This window comes from Actinophytocola sediminis (genome assembly GCF_054779715.1).
The window spans coordinates 1-22137 of sequence record NZ_BAAGXS010000087.1 but is presented as its reverse complement, the minus strand read 5'-3'; the positions used below and the strand labels follow the sequence as shown (position 1 = coordinate 22137).

12 protein-coding genes and 1 pseudogene are annotated in these 22137 nt (G+C 70.4%); 6 read left to right on the top strand and 7 right to left on the bottom strand.

Translation table 11 applies throughout. The annotated features are described in order from the left end of the window. Positions 1–120: 120 nt before the first annotated feature. The gene (locus ACYVIP_RS39460; RefSeq protein ID WP_460406049.1) at positions 121–891 is read left to right on the top strand and encodes a metal-dependent hydrolase; all 771 of its coding nucleotides are present in this window, start codon (positions 121–123) and stop codon (positions 889–891) included. Here ACYVIP_RS39460 and ACYVIP_RS39455 read toward each other — a convergent pair. Beyond that, complete coding sequence (locus ACYVIP_RS39455; protein ID WP_460406047.1) at positions 888–2885, bottom strand: FG-GAP-like repeat-containing protein; 1998 nt, start codon at positions 2883–2885, stop codon at positions 888–890. The two genes, ACYVIP_RS39460 and ACYVIP_RS39455, sit on opposite strands and share 4 nt — an antisense overlap. A 165-nt stretch (positions 2886–3050) precedes the next feature. Then, positions 3051–5468 carry an MFS transporter gene (locus tag ACYVIP_RS39450; protein ID WP_460406045.1) on the bottom strand — a complete coding sequence of 806 codons (2418 nt, stop codon included), beginning with the start codon at positions 5466–5468 and terminating at the stop codon, positions 3051–3053. Between the two features lie 862 nt (positions 5469–6330). On the opposite strand from ACYVIP_RS39450, the gene ACYVIP_RS39445 reads away from it, so the two are divergent. Beyond that, on the top strand, positions 6331–7035 hold the full coding sequence (locus tag ACYVIP_RS39445; protein WP_460406043.1) for a hypothetical protein: 705 nt from the start codon (positions 6331–6333) through the stop codon (positions 7033–7035). An 82-nt stretch (positions 7036–7117) separates the two neighbouring features. On the opposite strand, the gene ACYVIP_RS39440 is transcribed toward ACYVIP_RS39445, so the two are convergent. Continuing rightward, positions 7118–11116: a discoidin domain-containing protein gene (locus tag ACYVIP_RS39440; RefSeq protein ID WP_460406041.1), complete on the bottom strand. Its 3999-nt coding sequence runs from the start codon at positions 11114–11116 to the stop codon at positions 7118–7120. A 337-nt stretch (positions 11117–11453) separates the two neighbouring features. Here ACYVIP_RS39440 and ACYVIP_RS39435 point away from each other — a divergent pair, with 337 nt between their 5' ends. After that, positions 11454–14696 carry a S8 family peptidase gene (locus ACYVIP_RS39435; protein ID WP_460406039.1) on the top strand — a complete coding sequence of 1081 codons (3243 nt, stop codon included), beginning with the start codon at positions 11454–11456 and terminating at the stop codon, positions 14694–14696. Between the two features lie 37 nt (positions 14697–14733). Here the strand turns inward: ACYVIP_RS39435 and hemQ are convergent, their stop codons facing one another. From hemQ to hemE, 3 genes are read right to left on the bottom strand one after another with little or no spacing between them, the layout of a single operon-like run. Next, a complete protein-coding gene (hemQ, locus tag ACYVIP_RS39430) occupies positions 14734–15423 on the bottom strand; it encodes a hydrogen peroxide-dependent heme synthase (protein ID WP_460406037.1) in 690 nt (229 codons plus the stop codon). A gap of 15 nt (positions 15424–15438) precedes the next feature. Beyond that, positions 15439–17040 (bottom strand): protoporphyrinogen oxidase, encoded by a 1602-nt coding sequence (gene hemG / locus ACYVIP_RS39425; protein WP_460406035.1) that lies wholly within the window; start codon positions 17038–17040, stop codon positions 15439–15441. Further along, entirely contained in the window at positions 17037–18095 is a 1059-nt protein-coding gene (gene hemE / locus ACYVIP_RS39420) for a uroporphyrinogen decarboxylase (protein WP_460406033.1), read from the bottom strand. The genes hemG and hemE overlap by 4 nt, the downstream gene beginning before the upstream one ends. Positions 18096–18260: 165 nt before the next feature. Between hemE and ACYVIP_RS39415 the strand changes: the two genes are divergently transcribed. Continuing rightward, positions 18261–18824, top strand: coding sequence for a DUF3000 domain-containing protein (locus tag ACYVIP_RS39415; protein WP_460406031.1), 564 nt, complete (start codon positions 18261–18263; stop codon positions 18822–18824). An 86-nt stretch (positions 18825–18910) separates the two neighbouring features. Here the strand turns inward: ACYVIP_RS39415 and ACYVIP_RS39410 are convergent, their stop codons facing one another. Further along, on the bottom strand, positions 18911–20053 hold the full coding sequence (locus ACYVIP_RS39410; protein WP_460406145.1) for a dipeptidase: 1143 nt from the start codon (positions 20051–20053) through the stop codon (positions 18911–18913). Positions 20054–20307: 254 nt separating this feature from the next. Here ACYVIP_RS39410 and ACYVIP_RS39405 point away from each other — a divergent pair. Both ACYVIP_RS39405 and ACYVIP_RS39400 read left to right on the top strand, forming a co-directional pair. Continuing rightward, positions 20308–21025: pseudogene (locus ACYVIP_RS39405) on the top strand (response regulator). A 144-nt stretch (positions 21026–21169) separates the two neighbouring features. After that, on the top strand, positions 21170–22137 hold a 968-nt coding region (locus ACYVIP_RS39400), incomplete at its 3' end, for an HRDC domain-containing protein (protein WP_460406029.1).

Here is a 22137-nt window from a genome sequence, read left to right as displayed (position 1 = left end):
TGCACCGTCGTCGAGCAGCGGCGTGGCGTTTCGGCGTGATCGGGGTGGCTCCGTAAGATCAACTCTTCTCCCGCCTCGGTCAGCCGAGGACGCGTCCCCCCTGCCCCCTGGAGCCGACGAATGATGGGTCACAGTCATGCCCTGACCGGGTGGTGCGCCGGCCTGGCCGCGGCGCCGCTGGTCGGGCTGCACACGCTGCCCGAGGTGCTGCCGTTCGCGACCGCGTCGGCGGGGTACGCGTTGTTACCCGACCTGGATCACCCGCACGCCACGGCGTCCAAGTTCCTCGGACCGGTCACCGGGCTGTTGTCGAAGTTCTTACGGATGTGCTCGCGGGGGATGTACAAGCTGACCAAGGGGCCGAGGGACGAGAAGGTCACCGGCAACCATCGGCACCTGACCCACACGGTGTTGTTCGCGGTGTTCCTCGGGTGGGCGGCGACCGGGATCTCCGAGCTCGGTGGGGCGTGGGCGGTCGGCGGGGTCATCGCGTTCGGGCTGTGCCTGGCGGCGGACGTGTTGGGTGACTGGTTGTTGATCCTGTCGTTGTCCGCGGCCGCGTTCACCGCGTACCAGGGCGGTTTGGACGACGCGTTGACGACGTCCACCGGCTGGGTCGGGGTGGCGGTGGCGCTTGGCTGTGTGGTGCATTGTCTTGGCGACGCGGCGACGAAGTCCGGGTGTCCGTTCCTGTGGCCGATCCCGATCGCCGGTGAGACCTGGTACGAGTTACGGCCGCCGAAGTGGCTGCGGTTCCGTACCGGTGGGGCGGTGGAGAAGCGGTTGCTGGTGCCGGTGTTCATGGTGGTCGGGGTGCTGCTGTTGCCCGGGGTGTGGGGCCACATCGTCGACCTGGTCAGCCGGATCAACCCGCCCGCGGCGAGTCCCTAGAGGCTGGTTTCGCCTGGTAGTCCGAAGTAGTCGTGCCAGCGCAGGCCCTGGCCGAAGGTCGTGCCGGTGGACAGTGCGGTGTAGACGTCGGCGCCCGCGGTGTGGGTGAAGGTGACGATGTCGGCGGTGCCATCGCCGTTGTAGTCGCCGACGTAGGGGAACTCGGCGCTCGGGGCGAAGAAGTCGTGCCATTTCCGGGAAACGCCGAACCCGTGGCCGGTGGACAGCGCGACATGGACGTCGGCGGTGGCGTCGTTGGTGAACTCGACGAGGTCGGCTGTGCCGTCGCCGTTGACGTCGGCGAGGCGGGCGGTGGCCAGGCCGGTGGCGAAGGAGTCGTGCCATTTCCTGGCGGCGCCGAACCCGTCGCCGGTGGACAGCGCGACGTGCACGTCGGCGGCGGCGCCGTGGGTGAAGGTGACCAGGTCGGCCGAGCCGTCACCGTCCACATCGGCCACACCGGGCGATTCGCCAGCGATACCGAAGAAGTCGTGCCACTTGGCCGAGGCGGCGAACCCGCTACCGGTCGACAGGGCGACGTGGACGTCGGCGAGCTCGTTGCGGGTGAAGGTGATGATGTCATCGCGCCCGTCACCGTTGACATCGCCGACAGCGGGCACCTCGCCGTCGAGCGCGAAGAAGTCGTGCCACTTGGTGGCGGTGGCGAACGCGGAGCCGGTGGACAGGGCGACGTGCACGTCGGCGAGTTGCCCGTGGGTGAAGGTGACGATGTCGTCGCGGCCGTCGCCGTCGAAGTCCCCGGTGAGCGGGGTCTCCCCGGCCAACGCGAAGTAGTCGTGCCACTTCTGTGTGGTGCCGACGAACCCGGCCCCGTTCGACAACGCGACATAGACGTCGGCCAACACGCCGTGGGTGAAGGTGACCACATCGTCGTCGCCGTCCCCGTCAAAGTCCGCGGCAGACCCGGTGAAAACGTTTGCCTGCCGCGAGCTGACCCACAACGGCGCGAGCCACAGGCCACCCTGCCCCCACCCGGCACCGGTGATCCAGGTGGCGCCGCTCGGCTCGGTGACCACCTCGGCGGCATGCGCGTCGACCCGGCCGGCGAGGTTGGCGATGTCGAAGTGGAACGGGTCGCGGCTGCGGTAGACGCGGGTGTCCCGGTAGCCGGAGTCACAACAGACGAACAGGTACCACCAGCCGCCCCGCGCGATGACGAACGGCGATTCGGTCGGGCCGCCGAACGTGCCGGCGACGGGGTGTTGGAAGGCGACCCGCTTGGCGCTCCAGGTGATGAGGTCGGTGCTGGTGCGGTAGGCGACCTGGTGGTTGCCGCCGGTTGGGGTGCTGTTGGCGGTGTAGTACATGACCCACTGGGTGCCGACGCGGGTGACCATCGGGTCGCGGGCGTCGAAGCCGTCGGTGAACAGGGGGTTGGCCGGGCCGCGGGTCCAGGTGGTGAGGTCGGTCGAGGTGGCGAGGTGCATGCGGTAGGCGGCGTGGTCGGGGGTGCCGGCGGCGTAGAACAGGTAGTAGGTGCCGGCGTCGTGGATGACGTGCGGGGCCCAGATGTGGCTTTCGCCAAGGGCCGGGTCGGCGGTGAGCGCGAAAGGGCGTTTGGTCCACGGGCCGTTGGGGGTCGGGGCGGTGGCGTGGCCGAAGTTCTTCTCGTCCAACGGGTTGGCCGGTTCGGCGTGGGTGATGGCGTAGACGTGCCAGGTGCCGGTGACGACGTCGCGGATGAGGGTGTGGTCGTTGTAGTACCAGGCCTGCGACTCGCCGACCGACGGGTCGTAGACCCGGACGAACGCACCGGCCGAGACGGTGGGCAGGTCAACCGCCGAGGCTGAGGGGCGGTCGTCGGCCGAACCGGTGGGCGGTCCGCCGGCCAGAACGGCTGGATCGGCCAACGCGACAGCGCCGCTCGCGGGCTCGGCAGACGACGCGTCAGCCGAAGCGGTGGGCGCGGCGATCATGGCGACGACGACCAGCGAAGCGATCAGGATCATCTTCATCGCCGACACCCACTTCATCGTGGCCGAGTAATCGATTTCCCAACCTCCACCCTGGGCGAGGCGGCCAACATTGTCAACAGCCCTTGCCGGACCGCCCCGAGCCGGGACGCGCAACGACGGCCGTGGCGAACGGAGCTTGGGGGACTCCGCCGTCACACGGCCGCCGTGCGCGACCCCGTGTCCCTAGACGAAAGGCTGCCTGGGGAGCGGGATCTCAAACAGTGCTTCTTGCCCGGGCACCTGGAAAAGTGCCTCCTGTTGCGGATAAAGAAGCCAAGGGGCGTCATCTTCGGTGTGGTCGGTGACATGTGCCGCCGCCGCGCCATCGCCCACGGTGTTGGCAACCGCGTCGACCATGGGCACCGAGTGTGGCTGCACACCCTGCTCCGGCACCCCAACCCCGTCAGTCTCAACCCCGTTGAACTCAACACGGTCCAGCTCGACAAAGTCCGACTCGACACGGTCCGACTCGACGCGGTTGGACTGTTCGCCAACCGAGCCAGCCCCAGCCACCTCAGTCCCCGCAGGCACCTCAGCAACCGAGGCCAGTTCCGCCGCTTCGACTACCTCGGGGATCTCAGCCCCCGAGGTCAGCTCGGTCTCTTCGGTAGCCGGCGTCCGCTCGGTAGCTTCGGCCGTCTCGACCACGTCGGTGGTCTGCGCCACCTCCGCGACCGGCTCGACGTCCGGCGTCGCCGTGCCCGCGACGGATTCCGACACAGTCGGAGCCGTCACATCCGTGGACTCGACGATCGCCGACCGATCGATGGAACCGGCCACCGGCAATGCCTCGACCCAGGCGTCCGCCGCCGAGACGACCAGCTCTCGCCCAGCCACCTCGTCGACCGCGCCGACCTCCGTCGGCCGCACACCTGAGATCGCCACCGCGTTGGCCACAGTCGTCTCAGCCGCGGGCCCATCCGGGTCGGCCGTGTCCGTGGACTCGACTGGGGCTTCCGCCTCCGACATGAGTTCCGCCGACCCAGCTGACCCGATGATCGATCCGGATACCGGCACGTCCGGCGCCGGTGAGATCGCGTCTGCCGGTGGTTCGACCGACTGCGTGGCCGGTTCGGCGGGCATCGGTACTACCTGGGTAACCGATTCACTCGGTTCGGCCGAGTCAGTAACCGGTTCAACCGGTTGGGGGGTTGGGCGAGGCGCGGACCTCGTGACCGGTCGGGTTATCGGGTCCGGTTCGGGGGGTGCTGGCCTGGGGGACGGGAACGGGCGTGGACCGGACCCGGTGCCGGGAGGTCGGACGACGGGGAGCGGTGTCGGCCCGGCCTTGGGCGGGCCCCAGCCGACTCCGGCGCCGGACATCGGCAACGGACCACTGCCGGGCACCTGCCACGAAGCCTGGGGGAACGGCGCCGAACCCGACCCTGGCCGGGCTGCCGGCCTCGGCTCCGGGCGCGCGACCGACGGGGCGAACCGGCGGCCCGAGTACACCGTCGTCGGCAGGCCGGCGTGCATCCCGGTGATCAACTGGCCGCACAGGATCGCCAACAAGCCGATCAGCGGCCACTCCCACGATTGCGTCGAACTGTGCAACAGGCCGGCCCCGAGCGCCGTCACGCCGGCGATCGCGTACCCGAAGCCCTGCACCATCGACGACAGCGCCGCCGCGGTATCCCCATCGGGCGCCGCCCGCAACGAGATCAGCGTCAGGCCGAGTCCGACCGCCGGCATCCCCAGCCCGAGCGCGACCGCCCACACCCACGGCGTGATCTCCGGATACAGCAGCAACCCACCCATCGCCAACATGTTCGGCACACACAGCACCACCGCCAACGCGGACTGGCTCTGCGACGCCCGCGCCCACTTCGGCACCAGCAACGCGATCGGCACGCCAAGCGCCATCGCCACGCCGAACATCCAGCCGACCATCGCCGGGTCCACGTGCGAGTGATCGAGCAGAATGCTCGGCAACCACCCCATGATGGTGAACGTGAAACCCGACGTCAGTCCAAAGTGGATAGTCGTGGACCACGCCGTGCTCGGCGGCCGCAGGTTGAACGGGCTGGGCCGTGGCCCAGCCGCGACCGCGGGCTCGGTGAACCGCTTGGTCGCCACCCGCCACGCCACCAGCGCCGCCGCGGCGAGCAGCGCCCACGCGCTGACCCCCCACTGCCAGGTCGACCCGCTGGCAACCTGAGGGGTGATCAGCGCCCCCAGACCGCTCCCGCCCCCCATCGCCGCGACGTAGCAACCGGTCAGCAGCGCCCAGGCCTTCGTCGGCGCGGCATGGGTGATCACCGGCAACAACGTGCCGAGCACCGCGATCGACAGGCACGCGACCACGGTCCCCGCCAACAGCAGGTACGGCCCGGCGATCACCCGGGTGGCGAGCGTGGCGGCCAACATCACCAGCGCGAGGGTGAGCGTGCGGGAAGTCCCCCACGCCGCGCGCATCTTGTAGGCCAGCCCACCGCCGAGGGCGAAACACCAGACCGGCGCCGCCACCACGATCGACGCGAGCACCCCGGACATCCCGGAGTCGGCGCGAATGTCGGCGAGTACCGCCCCGACGCTGGTCACCGCGGGGCGCAGGTTCAACGCCAGCAACGGAATGGCTAACAGCACAGACAGCGAGAGCACCAGGCGGGCACCGCCGATCGGCACCCCGCCCCCGGGCGGCCGATGAGCCGCTCGATGCAGGCCCGCGCCCAACGGCCGGGCCGGAACAAGAACTCGGTAGGGCGGCGAGTTCCGCCCGACGACATGGTTCGGCCTCATGCCGGCCTCCAGCGGGACAGCCTCACGCGGCGCGGCAGATTGCGAACCATGGCCTGGTGCGCAAGACGGCGACCTGTTCCGCGTTGCTGGAGGGGGCGCGGGGTGGTTCGCCGCCGGGGTCCTGCGACGCTCGGCGAGGGGATGGCAATTGCGTTTGCGTATGCGGGTGAAGTTGCGCGGGCAGGGTAGACCAGACCAACGGTCTCAGGGGACTCGGGAAGGGCCTTTCTGTTTGGTCTCCAACACGTTACCTGGGCATGAGATTACTTCGTAACTTGATGTAGCGGAATGGCCGCACATCACAATTGGGTGATGGCTGCCGAACACTTCGCCCAACCCCCGGGAACGTGTCCGGCGGACACCGGGAAACGCCCTGGTCAAGCCAAGTCAGCCGGCCGCCGGACACGCTGCGCCAACCGAACGGCGGAGAAACATCACCCATTTGGCCGTCGCGGAAAACATTCGAAACTTTCGGACTACGCTCCGGAGCCAGTATTAAGGCGCGGAGCAGCACATTCCCACATGCCGGACACTTGCCGCGGATGTCGTTCCAGGTACCCGCCTTTCCTTGGTCTCGAAACGATCTCGACGGACTGTCCTTCCAGAACTCGACACACGCGAGTTCGGGATACGGCGCACCGGTGGCCGGGCACGCACGGGCGCTCGGGTAGCGTTCTCGCGCGGTGCGGTCCCGCCGGGGGACCGCTGGGTGAGGATGGCGCGGATGACGGAGCTGGACGGGAACGACACGCGATGGACCGACGAGGCCCGCGAGTCGTTGCGGACCGCGGCGGCGAACCTGGTCGAGGCGATCCACCGGCACAGCACGACGTTGCTGGAGCTGACGGCCACGACCGACCCCGAAGCGGTCGAGGAGGCGATCGCCGAGGCGGACGAGCTGCTCGAAGCCTCCGCGTCGGCCTACGCGGACGCGCAGTTCGAGCTCAGCGGGACGGTGCCGCCGCTCGGCCTCGACGAGGAGGACGAGTACGCCTACGAGGACGAGGACGAGGACGCCGAGCTGGAGCTGGTGGACGCGGAGCTGGCCGAGCCGGCGTCGGCCGACGACCCGGAGTCGGGTGAGCCCGACCTCAAGCTGACCGTCCTGCACCGCGCCGACTTCGTGGTCACCGACGAGCAGGCCGTGATCCAGGCCGGCAAGGACGCCTACCACGAGACCTGGGACCCGGCCGACGAGCCGGTGGACGTCGCCGACCTCGGCGAGGCGCTCCAGCAGCTGCGCCAGGCGGGCGGCATCGAGGTGCTCGCCGAGACCCCCGGGCTGTCCACCGCGGGCGCCACGACCTGGATCCTCGAGGCGACCGAGCTCCTCGACGAGCACGACCCCGACGAGTGGCACACCCCGTTCGCGACCGGACCGGACACCTCGCGGCTACTGCTGCTGCGCGTCGACGAACTGGCCGGCTGACGCGACGGTGGCGCACGCGGGCAGGTCCGCGTGCGCCACCCATCGGTTCGGCGGCGGCGATGCGATGCCGCCCAACGACCCGTCAGCCGCGGTTGATGGTGAACGTAGTGGTCGTGTTCCTGATGTCGACCGCGTTGTTGGCCAACGTCAGGTTGTTGAACGTGACCGAGCCGCGCGCCGGACCCTGGCCCTGCTCCGGCAGCTCGTTCACCCAGATACCGAACCCGGACTTGGCGTCGAACTCGTCACCGCTACGCCGCGCCCCGCTGATCGACACGTTGGTGAACACCGTGTCCGCCACCGGGAACTGCGGTTGCCCGCCGGCGTAGTTGGTCTGGAACATGATCCCGCTGTAGGTCGGGTCCACGATGTCCACATCGGACACCCGGATCCCCTGGAAGATCTTCGACGCGGAGAACACCCAGATCCCGGGGAAGGTCTGCCCCTTCCAGAAGTGCCCGCCGGCCCGCACGATCGAGATGTTCTCGAAGCGCGTCGGCGGTGAGGCACCGAACCCGTTCATCGGGATGCCGAAGTCCAGCGAGCTGATCGTGATGCCGGAGTACACCAGCGTGTCCGCGACGTAGATGTTGCGGAACACGTTGTCATAGCCGCCATACACCGCGATACCGGCCGCCCGCCAGGTCAGGATCGACGTCAGGTTCTCGTAGACGTTGCCGGTGACCTCCCCGCCGCCGCCGTCCTGGGCGTTGAACAGCGCGAAGCTGTCATCGCCGGACGCGCGGGACTCGTTGTTGGCCACCAGGTTCCCGGAACTGCCGTTGGTCATGTTCACCGCGTCGGCGAAGATGTTGCGGATCCGGTTGTCCCTGATGGTCATGTTGTCGGTGTTCATGCCCCAGAACAGGCACACGAAGTGCTCAACCCACACGTTCTCGATCGTCGACCCGGAGTGCGTGCCGAAGTCGAACACCTTGCCCGGCCCGTCCTGGCGGATCGTGTAGTTGCCGAAGAACGCGAAGCCGGCGAACCGCGACCCGTTCGCCGAGCCCTCCGCCCGGAACCCGACATCCGAGTTGTCCTGTGTGGACGGTGCGTGGAACCTGGTGAACCACGGCCCGGCGCCGACCACCCGCACCGGCTTGCCGTACACCTGGAACTTGCTGGTCGTCTGGTAGTCACCGGCCGGCAGGTACACGCCGATCAGGTTGCCGGTGGTGTCCATCCGCACCCGGTCAAGCGCGTCCTGCACGTTCTGGTGCGAGGTGCCGGCGGGCGTGGTGTACCGCGCCGGGTCCGGGTTCCCGGTCTGGGAAACCTGTTCCAGGTTCACGAAGTCGATCGCGTAGGTGGTGTCGTTCGCGGGATCCTTCTGCAGCCGGATCGTGCTGCCCGCCGGGATCGACGAGTTCAGCATGACGTTGGCCTCGTCGTAGATGTGCCGTGGCCCACCGGCACCTGGCGAGTTGCCCGGCCCGGCCTCGTCGCCGTAGAGCCAGGCGTACTTCGAGGTCAGGCTGATCGCCTTGTGGAACGTGCCGTCGACGTAGATGTTCAGCGTCGAGTCGATGCCGCCACCGCCCGCCGAGTCCGGAATGGAGAACCGGGTGACCAGCGTGTTGGTCGGTGCCCTGGTGGTCCACTCGACATAGGCGCCGTTGCCGGTCAACGTGACCGCGCGCCTGCCAGACGCCTCACCGGCGAGGTCGCCGATCGTCCTGTTGGGACCGACCACGCTCGCGCCGCCGCCGACCCGGCCGTCCTCCGCCTCGTACATGTCGTAGGGCATGTTCGCGCCCCGGCCGACGAACAGGTTGTGCGTGCTGGTGTTGTTGGCCTGCTTGGCGGGCAGTTCGTTGGTGTCGTTGGCCAGCACCACGCGCACGGTGTAGCGGCCGTTGGCCGCCGGCCAGGTGCCGAGCGCCACCGCGGCGGTCACCGCACCCGGGGCGATCGCGCCGTTGTGCGCGCCGGTCAGCGTGCGCACCACCGCACCGGTGGTCGCGTTGAGCAGGGTGAGCGTGATGCCGTGCGCGCCGCTCGCGGCCGCGACCGTGCCCTGGTTGCGGATCGCCACCGAGAACGACACCGTGGCCCCGTTCTGCGGGTTGGTCGGCGACCACCCCACCGGCGAGGCGACCAGATCGGAGGTCGGCACCGCGGTGACCACCAACGGCGAGCCCGAGGTGAACGCGTTGTTGGTCTCGTCCTGTTCCACCACCGCGTCGTCCTCGTCCACCACGGCGTTGGCCGAGTAGCTGCCGGCGTCGCGCGCGCCGATGGACGCGGTCACGGTGGCGGTCGCGCCGGCGGCGAGCGCGCCGACCTGCGCGCTGCCCGTCTCGGTCTCGCCGAGCCGGAAGCCGACCGAGGTGGCCGCCGACGGCAGGGCGCCGGCGTTGCGCACGGTCGCGGACAACGTGATCGGGTCGCTCTCCGACGGCGCGGCCGGCGACCAGGTGAGCCCGGTGATCGTGAGGTCCGGGTTGGGCGCCGGCGTGCCGATCACCTGCAACTCGGCGACCTGACCGGCGGGCGCACCGGTGTTGGCGGTGAACTGCAGGCGCAGGTCGGCCGCGGTCGCGGTGACCGGGATGGTCACCGTGTTGCCGTTGGCCGGCGTGAAGTCGTACTGCGCGGCGGAGACGACGTTGGTGAACGAGCCGCCGTCCTGGTCGCGGCCGAGCACCTGGAAGGTCTGCGTGCGCTGGCCCCAACTCGGGTCGGGGTTCAACTTCACCACGACCGAACTGACGCTCGCGTTGGACCCGAGGCTTACGGTCAGCGTGTTCGGGTACGCGCCGCCGTTGCCCTCCCAGTAGGTGCTGAGCGAGTCGTCGTTGGCGTTGGTCGCCACGAACGTGTGCACGTGCCCGGACGCGGTGATCGGCTTGCCGACCGCGAGGTTCGTGCCCTGCGTGGTGCCGGTGCGGGTCACCGTGTTGCTGTTGGGCGACTCGTTGCCGGCGGCGTCGGTGGCGCGCACGAAGTACGCGACGGTCGCGCTGGCCGGCTGACCATCGGTGAACGTGCGCGTGTCCTGGCCGACGCTGGTGCGCAGGGTGCCGTTGGCGTAGACGCGGTAGCCGGTGACGCCGACGTTGTCGGTGCTCGCGTTCCAGGTCAGCCGGATCTGGCCGGTCTGGGGCTGGGTGAAGGCGAGGTTGGTCGGCGCGGTCGGCGCCTGGGTGTCGCCGGTGGCCGGGCCGTAGACCGCGAACTCACTGAGCTGTCCGGCCGGCCAGCCGGTGTTCGCGGTGATGTGCAGCCGCAGGTACCGGGTGCTGGTCTGGCCGAAGTCGATGGTGACCGTGTTGCCAGAGCTCGGGGTGAACTGGTAGCCGGCCGAGGCGACGAGGTCGGTGAAGGTGGTGCCGTTGTCGCTGCGCCGCACGACCAGGGTCTGGGTCCTGGCCTCCCAGTTGGCCGGCAGCGCGAGCACGATTTTGTTGGTGGCGACCACGGCGCCGAGGTCGACCTGGACCCACTGGGGGAAGGCGTTGCCGGCGCTCTCCCAGTAGGTGGCCTGGTTGCCGTCGGACACGTTGCCCGCCGGGTACTCGCCGTGCGCGCTGCCGGCCGAGGCCGCCCGAGCGAGGTTGGTGGCGCTGACCTCGGCCGGGAAGACCTGCAGTTCGGACAGTTGCGCGGTGTCCCGGCCGCCGTTGTTGAGGAACGTCAGCCGGACGAAGCGGGCCTGCACACCGCCGAGCTCCAGGCGCACGACGTTGCCCTCGGCCGGGTCGAACGTCCTGGCGGCCGTGCCGGTCGCCGTGGTGTGCGTCGAACCGTCCACACTGGACTGAACGGTGATGACCTGACTTCTGGTGTCCCAGTCCGCCGGCACCTTCAGCACGAGCTCGCCGAGGCGGGCGGGGCGTTGCAGGTCGACCTGCAACCACTGGTGGGTGACGGTCGAGCTTTCCCAGTAGGTGTCCTGGTTGCCGTCGGTGACGTTGACCGGACGCCCGCCGGGCGCGGCGCTGCTGGCCGTGACCGGCCGGCCATGGGCCAGGTCTGCGGGGTCGGGCGCGGCGGCCACCGGGGGGCCGGTCGCGACGAGTAGGCCGGTCAGGAGCGTCGAGGCGGTCAGCCACGACACGAATCGCTTCGCTCTCATTGCGTAGCCCTCACTGTGCGGACCGGGTGGATGCCCCCAGGGAGCCGTCGCCGAAACAACGGCCGTGTGATTCAGATTTGCAGGGTGTTGCTCGCTTTTTTCAATGATTGGGTCAAGAGTTGCCCAGCGGCTATCCGAAGTCAACGGTTCGGCAAGCGGTTGCGTCCGTTTGGCCGAGCACTCGACTGTTGTCACCCACTCGGGTGACCGATACGTTCAAACGCATGCACGGCTGGGGCGTCGGGGCCAGCTCGCGGGAGGACAGGCACGACCAGGTGCAGCTATACACTCCGTGTATAGTTGACCCGCTGCCGCCAGCCCGGACCGGAGGAGTCAGGTGCGCATCGGCGGAAAGACAGGGATCTGCGGCGTGGTCGTCGGGATGGTGCTCAGCGCATCCCCGGTAGCCAGCGCCGTGCCATCGGCGACGGACCGAACACCAAGCCAGACAACGGATCCAGCGACCACGGTCACGCTCATCACCGGTGATCAGATTGTCGTGCACGGCAACGAGGCGAGATCGGTACGACCGGGAACCGGCCGGGAGGGCATGACGTTCTCCGCGGTCACCCACGCCGGCCACACGTACGTCATTCCCGCTGACGCGCGTCAACTTGTCCGAACAGGACAGTTGGACCGGCGGCTGTTCGACGCCAGCGCGTTGATCGAGTTCGGCTACGACGACGCGCACCGCGACGACGTGCCGCTGATCGTCAGCCACCCCGCCGGCCAGGCGGCCCCCCGCCTCGCCGGCGCCCGCGAGCTGACCAGCATCGACGCGGTCGCGGCCACCGCCGGAAAGGACGGCGCCACCTGGGAGGCGTTGACCGACGGCACCGCCACCCGCCGATCGGCGGCCGGGGTGTCGCGGATCTGGCTCGACGGCAAACGTCAGTCCACTTTGGACCAAAGTGTGCGCCAGATCGGCGCGCCGACCGCGTGGGACGCCGGGTACACCGGCGACGGCGCGACGGTCGCAGTGCTCGACACCGGCGTCGACCAGACCCACCCCGACCTCGCCGATCGCGAGGTCGCCGAACAGAACTTCAGTGACGCGCCGGACAACGTCGACAACTTCGGCCACGGCACCCATGTCGCCTCGATCGTCGCCGGCACCGGTGCGAAGTCCGACGGCAAGTACCGTGGCGTGGCCTGGGGTGCGCAGATCCTCGACGGCAAAGTGTTGGACGACAACGGTTCCGGCCAGGAGTCGTGGATCATCGCCGGCATGGAGTGGGCCGCCGAACAGGGTGCCGACGTGGTGAACCTGAGCCTTGGCGGCGGGGACTCCGCGGAAGAGGACCCGATGGAGGCGGCGGTGAACACCCTGTCGGCCGAACACGGCACGCTGTTCGTGATCGCCGCCGGCAACTCCGGTCCCGGTGGGGGCACGGTCGGCTCGCCGGGCAGCGCCGAAGCCGCGCTCACCGTCGGCGCGGTGGACCGCGAGGACGAGCTCGCGATCTTCTCCAGCAGGGGCCCGCGCGTTGGCGACGGTGGCATCAAGCCCGACCTCACCGCGCCCGGCGTGGAGATCGTGGCCGCGCTGCACTCCGCCGGCACCATCGGCGATCCGGTGGTCGACGGCTACACCGCGCTGTCCGGCACGTCGATGGCCACCCCGCACGTGGCGGGCGCGGCCGCGCTGCTCGCCCAGCAACACCCGGACTGGACCGGCGCACAGCTCAAGGCCGCACTGTCCGGCTCGGCGACCCCGCACCCCGACCTGACCGCGTTCGAGCAGGGCTCCGGCCGGGTCGACGTGCCGAAGGCGATCGCGGCGACCGTGGTCAGCGAGCCGTCCAACATCAGTCTCGGCACGGTGGCCTGGCCGCACGACGACGACGAGCCGGTGACCAAGGAGATCACCTACCGCAACCTCGGCGACGCCGAGGTGACCCTCGCGCTCACCGTCGACGCGACCGGACCCGACGGCGCGCCGGCGGAGCTGTTCACGTTGAGCGCCAACGAGGTCACCGTGCCGGCCGGCGGCGAGGCGAGTGTCTCGGTCACCGGCGACACCGCGCTTGGCGAGGCCGACGGCGTCTACTCCGGCGCGGTCGTGGCCACCGCGGGCGAGTCGGCGTCCAGGACGCCGGTGGCGATCACCCGTGAGGTGGAGAGCTACGACGTCACGCTGACCTACCTCGGCGAGGACGGCCAGCCGACGGCCGACTACGACGCGCTGCTGATCGGTCTGGACAACCCGACGTTCGCGTTCCCCTACGACGAGGACGGCTCGCTCGAGCTGCGGCTGCCCAAGGGCCAGTACCTGGCGCACAACCTGGTGGTCACCGGTGACGGCGACAGTTTCAGCATGGTGCCCCAGCCGGGTCTGGTGGTCGACCGGGATCTCGCCGTCGAGGTGGACGCGCGCCTGGCCGAACCGGTCAACGTGACCCCGCCGGTGGACGCGGAGCTGGTGCTCGGCGACATCGGCTACTCGGTGCAGGCCGAGAACAGCGGGTTCGGCAGCGCGGTCCTCACCGCCGACCTGAGCACGGTGTCGACCACGCAGCTCGGCTCACCGGCCGACGGCACGACGGTCACCGGGAAGATCAACAGTCAGTGGGTCGACGCGGACGGCTCGTTCTACGGCCTGTCCTGGTTCACCGAGGACGAGGTGTCGACCGGGTTCGACCGGCAGGTGCGCCTGGAGGACCTGGCGACCCTGCGGGGCGAGTTCGGGCCGGCGAACGCGGAGCTGACCGGGCTGCGGTCGGCGTTCCCGATGCCGCCCAACGAGAACGCGTTCGTGTTCGCGGTGCTGACCGAGGTCGCGCTGCCGGGCACCAGGACCGAGTACGTGACCACCGAGGACCAGGTGGCCTGGGCGACCGGGCTGTCGCTGTTCAAGGGCAACGACCAGCAGGCGCAGCTCGACTCGCCGAACATCGCCTACGAGGCCGGGGGCACGTATCCGTCCCGGTTCAACCACGCGGTGTTCGGCCCTGCGCTGCCGAACACCGGGATCCCGTGGGTGTACCGGATCGGCGACGACCTGAACGCGATGGTCCCGCTGTTCGGTGACTCGTCCGGGAACGCGGGCTTCTCGGTCACCGACTCGGCGAGCACCGAGTTGTACCGGGGCACGGAGCTGGTCGGCGAGTCGCCGGAGGCCGGCGGCGGCCTGTTCACCGGACTGCCGCCGGAGTCGGCGGACTACCGGCTGGTCACCACGGCCACCCGGCCGGCGGACTTCGACCTGACCACGTCGATCACTGCCGAGTGGACGTTCGATTCGTCCCATGTGGACGGTGAGGACCCGGTGGCCGTCGACCTGAACGTGGTCCGGTTCACACCGGAGCTGGACGCGGAGAACTCGGCGCCCGCCGGGGAGCCGTACCCGGTGCCGGTGGCGCTCCAGGACGAGTCCGGGGCCGAGGTCGAGCCGAAGTCCATCACCGTCGAGGCGTCCTTCGACGGCGGCAAGACCTGGGTGTCCGCACCCGTGCGGGATCTGGTGGCGACCGTGCCGCATCCCGCCGAGGCGGGGACGGTGTCGCTGCGCGCGGCGGCAACCGACCAGGACGGGAACACGGTGACCCTGACCCTGATCGACGCCTACAAGGTGGGTTAGGTCCCTCGGGTGGGGCGCCCACGGGCGCCCCACCCGATCAGGGCAGGTTGGCGATCAGCTCGGCGGGCGCCACGCGGGGGCCGGTGAAGAACGGGATCTCCTCGCGGACGTGCCGGCGGGCGCGGCTGGCCCGCAGGATGCGCATCAGGTCGACGATGCGGTCCAGCTCGTCGGCCTCGAACGCGAGGATCCACTCGTAGTCACCGAGGGAGAAGGCCGGGACGGTGTTCGCCCGCACGTCCGGGTGCTCGCGGGCCATGGCGCCGTGCTCGGCGAGCATCTCGCGGCGCTCGGCCTCGGGCAGCAGGTACCACTCGTAGGAGCGCACGAACGGGTAGACGCTGACGTACTTGCGCGGTTCCTCGCCGGCGACGAAGGCGGGGATGTGGCTCTTGTTGAACTCGGCCGGGCGGTGCAGCGCCGCCTGGCTCCAGACCGGGGTGGACGCCCGGCCGAGCGCGGTGCGGCGCAGGCCGCTGTAGGCCGCCTGGAGTTGTTCGATCTCCTCGGCGTGCCACCACACGAGGTAGTCGGCGTCGGCGCGCAGGCCGGCGATGTCGTACACGCCGCGCACGATGACTCCCTTGCCCGACAAGGCGTCCAGGTAGTCGGTCAACTCGGTGGCCGCGGCCTCGCGGTCGTCGAGGCGGCCGGGTTCGGCGCGGAACACCGACCACATGGTGTAGATGATCTTGTCGTTGAGCTCGGCGTAGTTCAGGCGGGCCATGGGGTCATGTTCCCACTAGCGGGTGTCGGGGTGTGCGAGAAGGTGCGCGGCGACACGCCGCGCGGCCGAGGTGGCGGTCGCGACGCAGGCCGGAATGCCGACGCCACGGAAGGACGCGCCGGCGACCGCGAGCCCCGGCAGCGACTCGACGGCCCGTTCGACGGTCTCGACCGCCGCGACGTGGCCCACGCCGTACTGTGGCAAACCTCCACCCCATCGGGTGACCCGCCAGTCGATCGGGGGAGTTTCCATGCCGGTGAGGTCGGCGAGATCGGCGAGCACGCCGGCGACCAGGTCCTGATCGTCGCGGCGGAGCAGTTCGGTCTCCCCCACCCGGCCGACCGACGCCCGCAGCCGAGGCGGGTCGCTCGGCCACTTGACGCTGGTGTGCGTGCAGGCCTTGGCCGTGAACGGCGTGCCGTCGCCGCGCCGCTCGCCGACGGCGAGCAGTACGCCGCTGGTGTCGGGCAGCCGGGTGCCGTCGGGGAAGGCCAGGGAGACCACCGCCATGGACCCGACCTCGATCCCGGCATACGCGGCGGCGGCGGCCGGCGAGACATCGGCCAGCAACCGGCGGGCCGCCGGCGGCGGCACCGCGAGCACGACGGCGTCGGCGTGCACGGCCTCGGCACGCCCCGGGCTGCCGATCTCCACCCGCCAGCCGCCAGGTGTCCTGGTCAGCTCCCGGACCGGAACGCCAAGCCGCACGTCGACCCGAGCCCGCTCCACCAGCCGGTCGACCAGCACCCCCATGCCACCCCGCAACGCCCCGAACACCGGCCGCCTGCCCACCCCTGAGCCGCCGACACCAGGCGCGCCAGCGCCAGCCGCGCTGCCAACGCCTGGTCGGTCGACGCCGCGCCCCACGTCATTCGCGTCACCCGCACCAGCCACATCACCCGAGCCACCCGCACCAGGACCCGACCTCGCCGCCGGCCGACTCACCGAAGCCGAGTCACCAGCGCCCGGCTGACCGCCAGTGCCCACCCCGCCCGCGGCCCCCAGCACACGGGCCGCCGCTCTCGTCAGCGAACCACCGGCCTCGTCCAGCGCGTCCACCAACGCCGGCATCGTCGCCCGTAGCCCCAGCAGATCCGCCCGCCCCGCGTACACCCCACCGAGCAGCGGCTCCACCAGATGATCGACCAGCTCCCGCCCGAACCGCTCCGCGAGCACCGCGCCCACCGACAGGTCCCCGCCCCCCGGCACCCGCAACGGCGGCAACGACTCCTCGGCCGCCACCCGCGCGGCCCCGGCGTCGGACAACACCGCGCCCACCGCACCCGCCTCCGCCGGCACGCCGAGGAAGGTCCGCTTCGGCAACGCGACCGTCCGTCCCCCGGCCCGCACCGTCGCCGACGCGCCACCAGGATGGATCAACCGCTCCGCCAGCCCCAGCTCCGCGACCAACTCCACCGCCGCCGGGTTGCGCAGCACGAACGCCTCCGCCCCGACATCGCTCGGCACGCCACCGACCTCGACGGTCCGCAGCTTCCCGCCGAGCCGGTCGCCCTGCTCGACCAGCGTGATCCGCGCCGCCTCGCCGAGCAGCTCGCGCAGCCGGTACGCGGCGACCAGGCCCGAGACGCCACCACCGACCACGACCACCCGGCTCACGGCGTCAGGCTGTGCACGAGTTCCACCACTCGGGTGAGCACGGTCGGGTCAGTGTCGGGCAGGACCCCGTGACCGAGGTTGACGATGTGCCCACCGGCTGCGCGCCCCTGCGCGACCACCCGCCGCACCTCCCGCTCCACCGCGTCGAAGTCGGCCATCAGCACCGCCGGGTCGAGGTTGCCCTGCACCACCGGCGCCGGCCGCCCCGGCACGGTCAGCCTGCGCACCGCCTCGTCCAGCGGCACCCGCCAGTCGACGCCGACCACGTCCGCGCCCGCCTCGCGCATCGCCGGCAACAGCTCCCCGGTGCCGACCCCGAAGTGGATCTTCGGCACGCCCGCGACCGCGCCGAGGACGCGGGTCGAGTGCGGCAGCACGTACTCGCGGTAGTCGCTCTCGGACAGCGCGCCCGCCCACGAGTCGAACAGCTGCACCGCCGCCACGCCGGCCGCGACCTGCGCCTCCAGGAACGTCGTGGTGATGTCGGCCAGCGCGCCGAGCAACGCGTGCCAGATGTCGGGCCGGGAGTACATGAGCGCCTTGGTCCGCTCGTGGTTGCGGCTCGGACCGCCCTCGATCAGGTAGGACGCCAGCGTGAACGGCGCACCGGCGAACCCGATCAGCGGCGTCTGGCCCAACTCGGCGCGCAACAGCCCGATCGCCTCGACCACCGGCGCGAGTTGCTCGGCGGCCAGCGTCGGCAACCCGGCGACCGCCTCGGCGTCGCGCACCGGCGTGGCCACGACCGGGCCGGTGCCGGGCACGATGTCGACGTCGATGCCGGCGGCGACCAGTGGCACCACGATGTCGCTGAACAGGATCGCGGCGTCCACGCCGTGCCGGCGGACCGGCTGCATGGTGATCTCGCAGACCAGTTCTGGCGTGAAACAGGCCTGCAACATCGGGATGTCCTTGCGGACCTCGCGGTATTCGGGCAGGGACCTGCCGGCCTGACGCATGAACCAGACCGGCGGGTGAGCTGGGGTGCCGCCGGCGGCGGCCACCAGCAGCGGGGCTGTGGTGGCGCGGGCGGCGGTGTCGGAGGCGGGAGTCATAACGCCATGAATCGTGCCACGGCCCACCGTCACTCCCGCCGACACTCCGGGCACCGACAGCCCGCCCAGGTTTGATCTTGCGCACTGTGGGTACCCAGGAACTCGTCGATATGTCCGGCGCGGCGTCCACGCTCACTGACTCGGGTGGTCTTACAGTTACGAGTCGTGACCAGTACGTCGGCAGCGCCCGAACTGTTCACTCAGGCCGTCGCCGCGCTGAAGTCGCTGCGACCCCGGTCGGAGTTGCAGCTCGGCGTCGTTCGCGCCCCGCAGCGCCTTGCTCCATTTGCGTACGCGATCACCGCCGAGGTCAACGGCCCGGCCGACGTGCTCGCCACCGGGCGGCTGATCCTGTTGCACGACCCGGAGGGCCCGGAGGCCTGGGACGGGGTCCTGCGCGTGGTCGCCTACGTACGCGCCGAGTTGGACGCCGAACTGGCCGACGACCCCCTGCTGCCGACCGTCGGCTGGTCATGGCTGACCGACGCGCTGGCCGCGACGGGCGCGACGTACACCGCGCTCGGCGGGACGGTCACCGACACCTCGTCGGCCCGCTTCGGCGACATCTCGGGCCCGGCGCGCACCGACGACCTCGAACTGCGGGCCTCGTGGACCCCCCAGGGCGAGGACATGGCCCCGCACGGGGAGGCCTTCTGCGAGCTGATGGCCAGCGTCGTCGGCCTGCCGCCGGTCGGGGTCACCATGTTTTCCCAGCGTCAGGGCACCTGAATGCCCTGAATGAGGCATTCAGGGCATTCAGCGTCCCGAATGCCTCATTCAGGGCATTGGCAACGGCCGGGACTCGAGCCGGCTGGTCAGCGCGCCGCGGTCTCCTCAGCCGCGGTCAGGGCCCGCAGCAGGTTCTCCCCGGCCAGTTTCGCGCAGTCCCGCTCGCTCCAGCCACGGTCGAGCAGGGCCGCGAACAGCGCCGGATACCGACTCACGTCCTCCAGGCCGACCGGCAGCCTGCTGACCCCGTCGTAGTCACCGCCGAGCCCGATGTGGTCGATGCCGGCCACCTCACGGGCGTGCTCGACGTGCGCGACCACCTCGTCGATGCCCACCGCCGGCATCGGCGGGCCCGACCAGGTCTCGAGGAACCGGGGGCGCTGGTCGGTGTCCTTGGGGTCCAGCCCCGCCGAGGTCATCGCGGCCCGCACGTCCCTTTCCCACGAGTTCAAGGAGTCCGACACGAACCATGGCACGAACGCCACCATGCACACCCCGCCGTTGCCGGCAAGACGGGCGAGCACGTCGTCCGGCACGTTGCGCGGGTGGTCGGTGACCGCACGGCACGAGGAGTGACTGAAGATCACCGGCGCCGTGCTCGCGTCCAACGCGTCCCGCATCGTCGTCGCCGCGACGTGGGACAGGTCGACGAGCATGCCGATCCGGTTCATCTCGGCGACCACCTCGCGCCCGAAGTCGTTCAGGCCACCCACCGCGGGTTCGTCGGTCGCCGAGTCGGCCCACGGCACGTTCTCGTTGTGCGTCAGCGTCAGGTACCGCACCCCGAGCCGGTACAGGGCACGCAGCACGCCCAGTGACGAGTTGATGCAGTGGCCACCCTCGGCACCGAGCATCGACGCGATCCGTCCGTCGGCGAACGCGGCCCGCGCCTGCGCGGCGGTGGACACGATCCGCAGGTGCTCCGGGTACCGCGCGGCCAGCGTGTGCACCAGCTCGGCCTGCTGCACGACCGCGGTCACCGCGGCGTCGCCGGCCAGCCGGCAGGGCACGTACACCGACCAGAACTGCACGCCGACCCCGCCGGCGCGCAGTCGCGGCAGGTCGGTGTGCAGTCCTGGCTGGTGCGCGGTCAGGTCCACCCCGAGCCCGTCCGCGCGGGCGCCGTCGACGCCGGGCAGTGACCGCAGCGCCCACGGGAGGTCGTTGTGCCCGTCGACCAGCGGGGTGGCATCGAGCAGGGCTCGTGCGCGTGACGTGCTGTTCTCCACAACCACGACTCCGTTTCATCGCGTGTCGACCCTGATGCGTTACGTCACAAACGAAGAGTCACCCGATCGTGTTACATCTGCACGCTTGAGTGATGTCTCGATTGGATAGATAACGAATTGATCATCCCGCTAACCCGCTTGGGGGGCTAGGCTGCGGACGTCGACACCACTTTCGGTCCAATGGCGGCGCGGCTGTTTGGCCGAAGGTCCCGGTGTAGGTCGGGGGGCACGACCGACTCCAGGGAGGTAGTGACGTGGCTGCCGTCGGCTTAGGTCAGGCCGTTCGAACCACGCCAGCCGGCGTCTTGCCGGCGAACATGGTCCCGCACCCGCGGGAAGAGCTGTTCTCGGTGCTGGTGGTCGATGACCATCCGTTGTTGAGGGAGGCGATAGCTGCCCGGTTGACCCAAATGGGTGCGGGCACCGTCCACGAGGCTGCCACGGTAGCCGAAGCGAGGGCGCGAGCGCTGGCCACTGGGCCGTGCGATCTCGCGATCCTCGATCTCGGCCTGCCGGACGGCAGTGGCATTGAACTGGTCACCGAGCTTCGCGGTCATGGTTGGCCGCGGATCGTGGTGCTGGCGTCGTCAGACGACCCGTACGCCGTGCGTTCGGCCTTCCAGGCAGGGGCCCAGGCCTATCTGCTGAAGTCGGCGTCGCCGGTGGTCGTGACCGACGGGGTCCGGCGTGTGCTCGAAGGCGGCGTCTACGCCGACCCGAGCGTCGCGCCGATCCTCGCCACGGGCACGCGGGTCCCTGGCACCGACAACACCCCTCGCGAGCTGTCGGCTCGTGAGGTCGAGGTGCTCCAGCTGGTCGCGGACGGTCAGTCCAACAAAGAGAGTCGGGGAGGGGCTCAACCTGTCAGCACTGACAGTCAAGTCCCACCTCTCCCGCATCGGCCGGAAGTTGGGCACCGGCGACCGGGCACAAATGGTCGCGCTGGCAATGCGAGCCGGCGTGATCCGCTGAATCGAGCATTCGGCGGATCGGGGCGCGGGGCAAAGTTGCGCTCCCCGATCCGCCGGTGTTCGGGCATCACTCAGGGCACACCTCGGTCTCATAACTCCACGTTAGGTGAACGTCTCCCTCCGACGTCCCGTATGGTCATCCGCCGTGGGCGAATCGGGGACGGAAACTGACGGGGAGGCCCGACCAGAGCCGGTACTGCTGGCACAGCCGGCGGAAGGTACACCGGACGTGGTCGAAACTTCCGACGCGTTACGAGAAGCTTCGAACGCATTGGCCGCCGGCCGAGGGCCGATCGCGGTGGACACCGAGCGGGCCTCCGGCTACCGGTACTCCCAGCGCGCCTACCTGGTCCAGATTCGCCGCGAGAACGCCGGCACCGTCCTGGTCGACCCAGTTGCGTTGAACGACCAGATCGACCCGCTCATCGACGCGCTGCGCGACACCGAATGGGTGCTGCACGCCGCCTCCCAGGACCTGCCGTGCCTGGCCGAGCTCGGCCTGGCCCCCGCGCGCCTGTTCGACACCGAGCTGGCCGGCAGGCTCGCCGGCTTCGACCGGGTCGCCCTCGGCACCCTGGTCGAGCTGCTGCTCGGCTACCGGCTGGAGAAGGGCCACGGCGCGGCCGACTGGTCGCGCCGCCCGCTGCCCCAGGACTGGCTGGACTACGCCGCCCTGGACGTCGAGCTGCTCGTCCCGCTGCGCGACGTGCTGGAGGCCGAACTGGCCGAACAGGGCAAGCTCGACTGGGCCCTGGAGGAGTTCGAGGCACTGCGCGTCGCCCCACCACCACCGCCCCGGGCCGAGCCGTGGCGGCGCACCTCCGGCATCCACCGGGTGCGGTCCCCGCGCGCGCTGGCCGGCGTGCGCGCGCTGTGGGAGGCCCGCGACACCCTCGCCCGGCAACGGGACATCGCACCCGGCCGGGTGCTGCCGGACAGCTCGATCGTGGAGGCCGCGGTCGCGGCGCCGGACAACGAGCCGGACCTGCTCAAACTGCCGGTCTTCAAGGGCCGTTCCCAGCGGCGGATCGCCGACACCTGGCTGCGCGCGCTGCCCGCCGAGGCCGCGCTGCCGCGCGCGGAGCTGCCCGACCCGTCCCCGCCCCACGACGG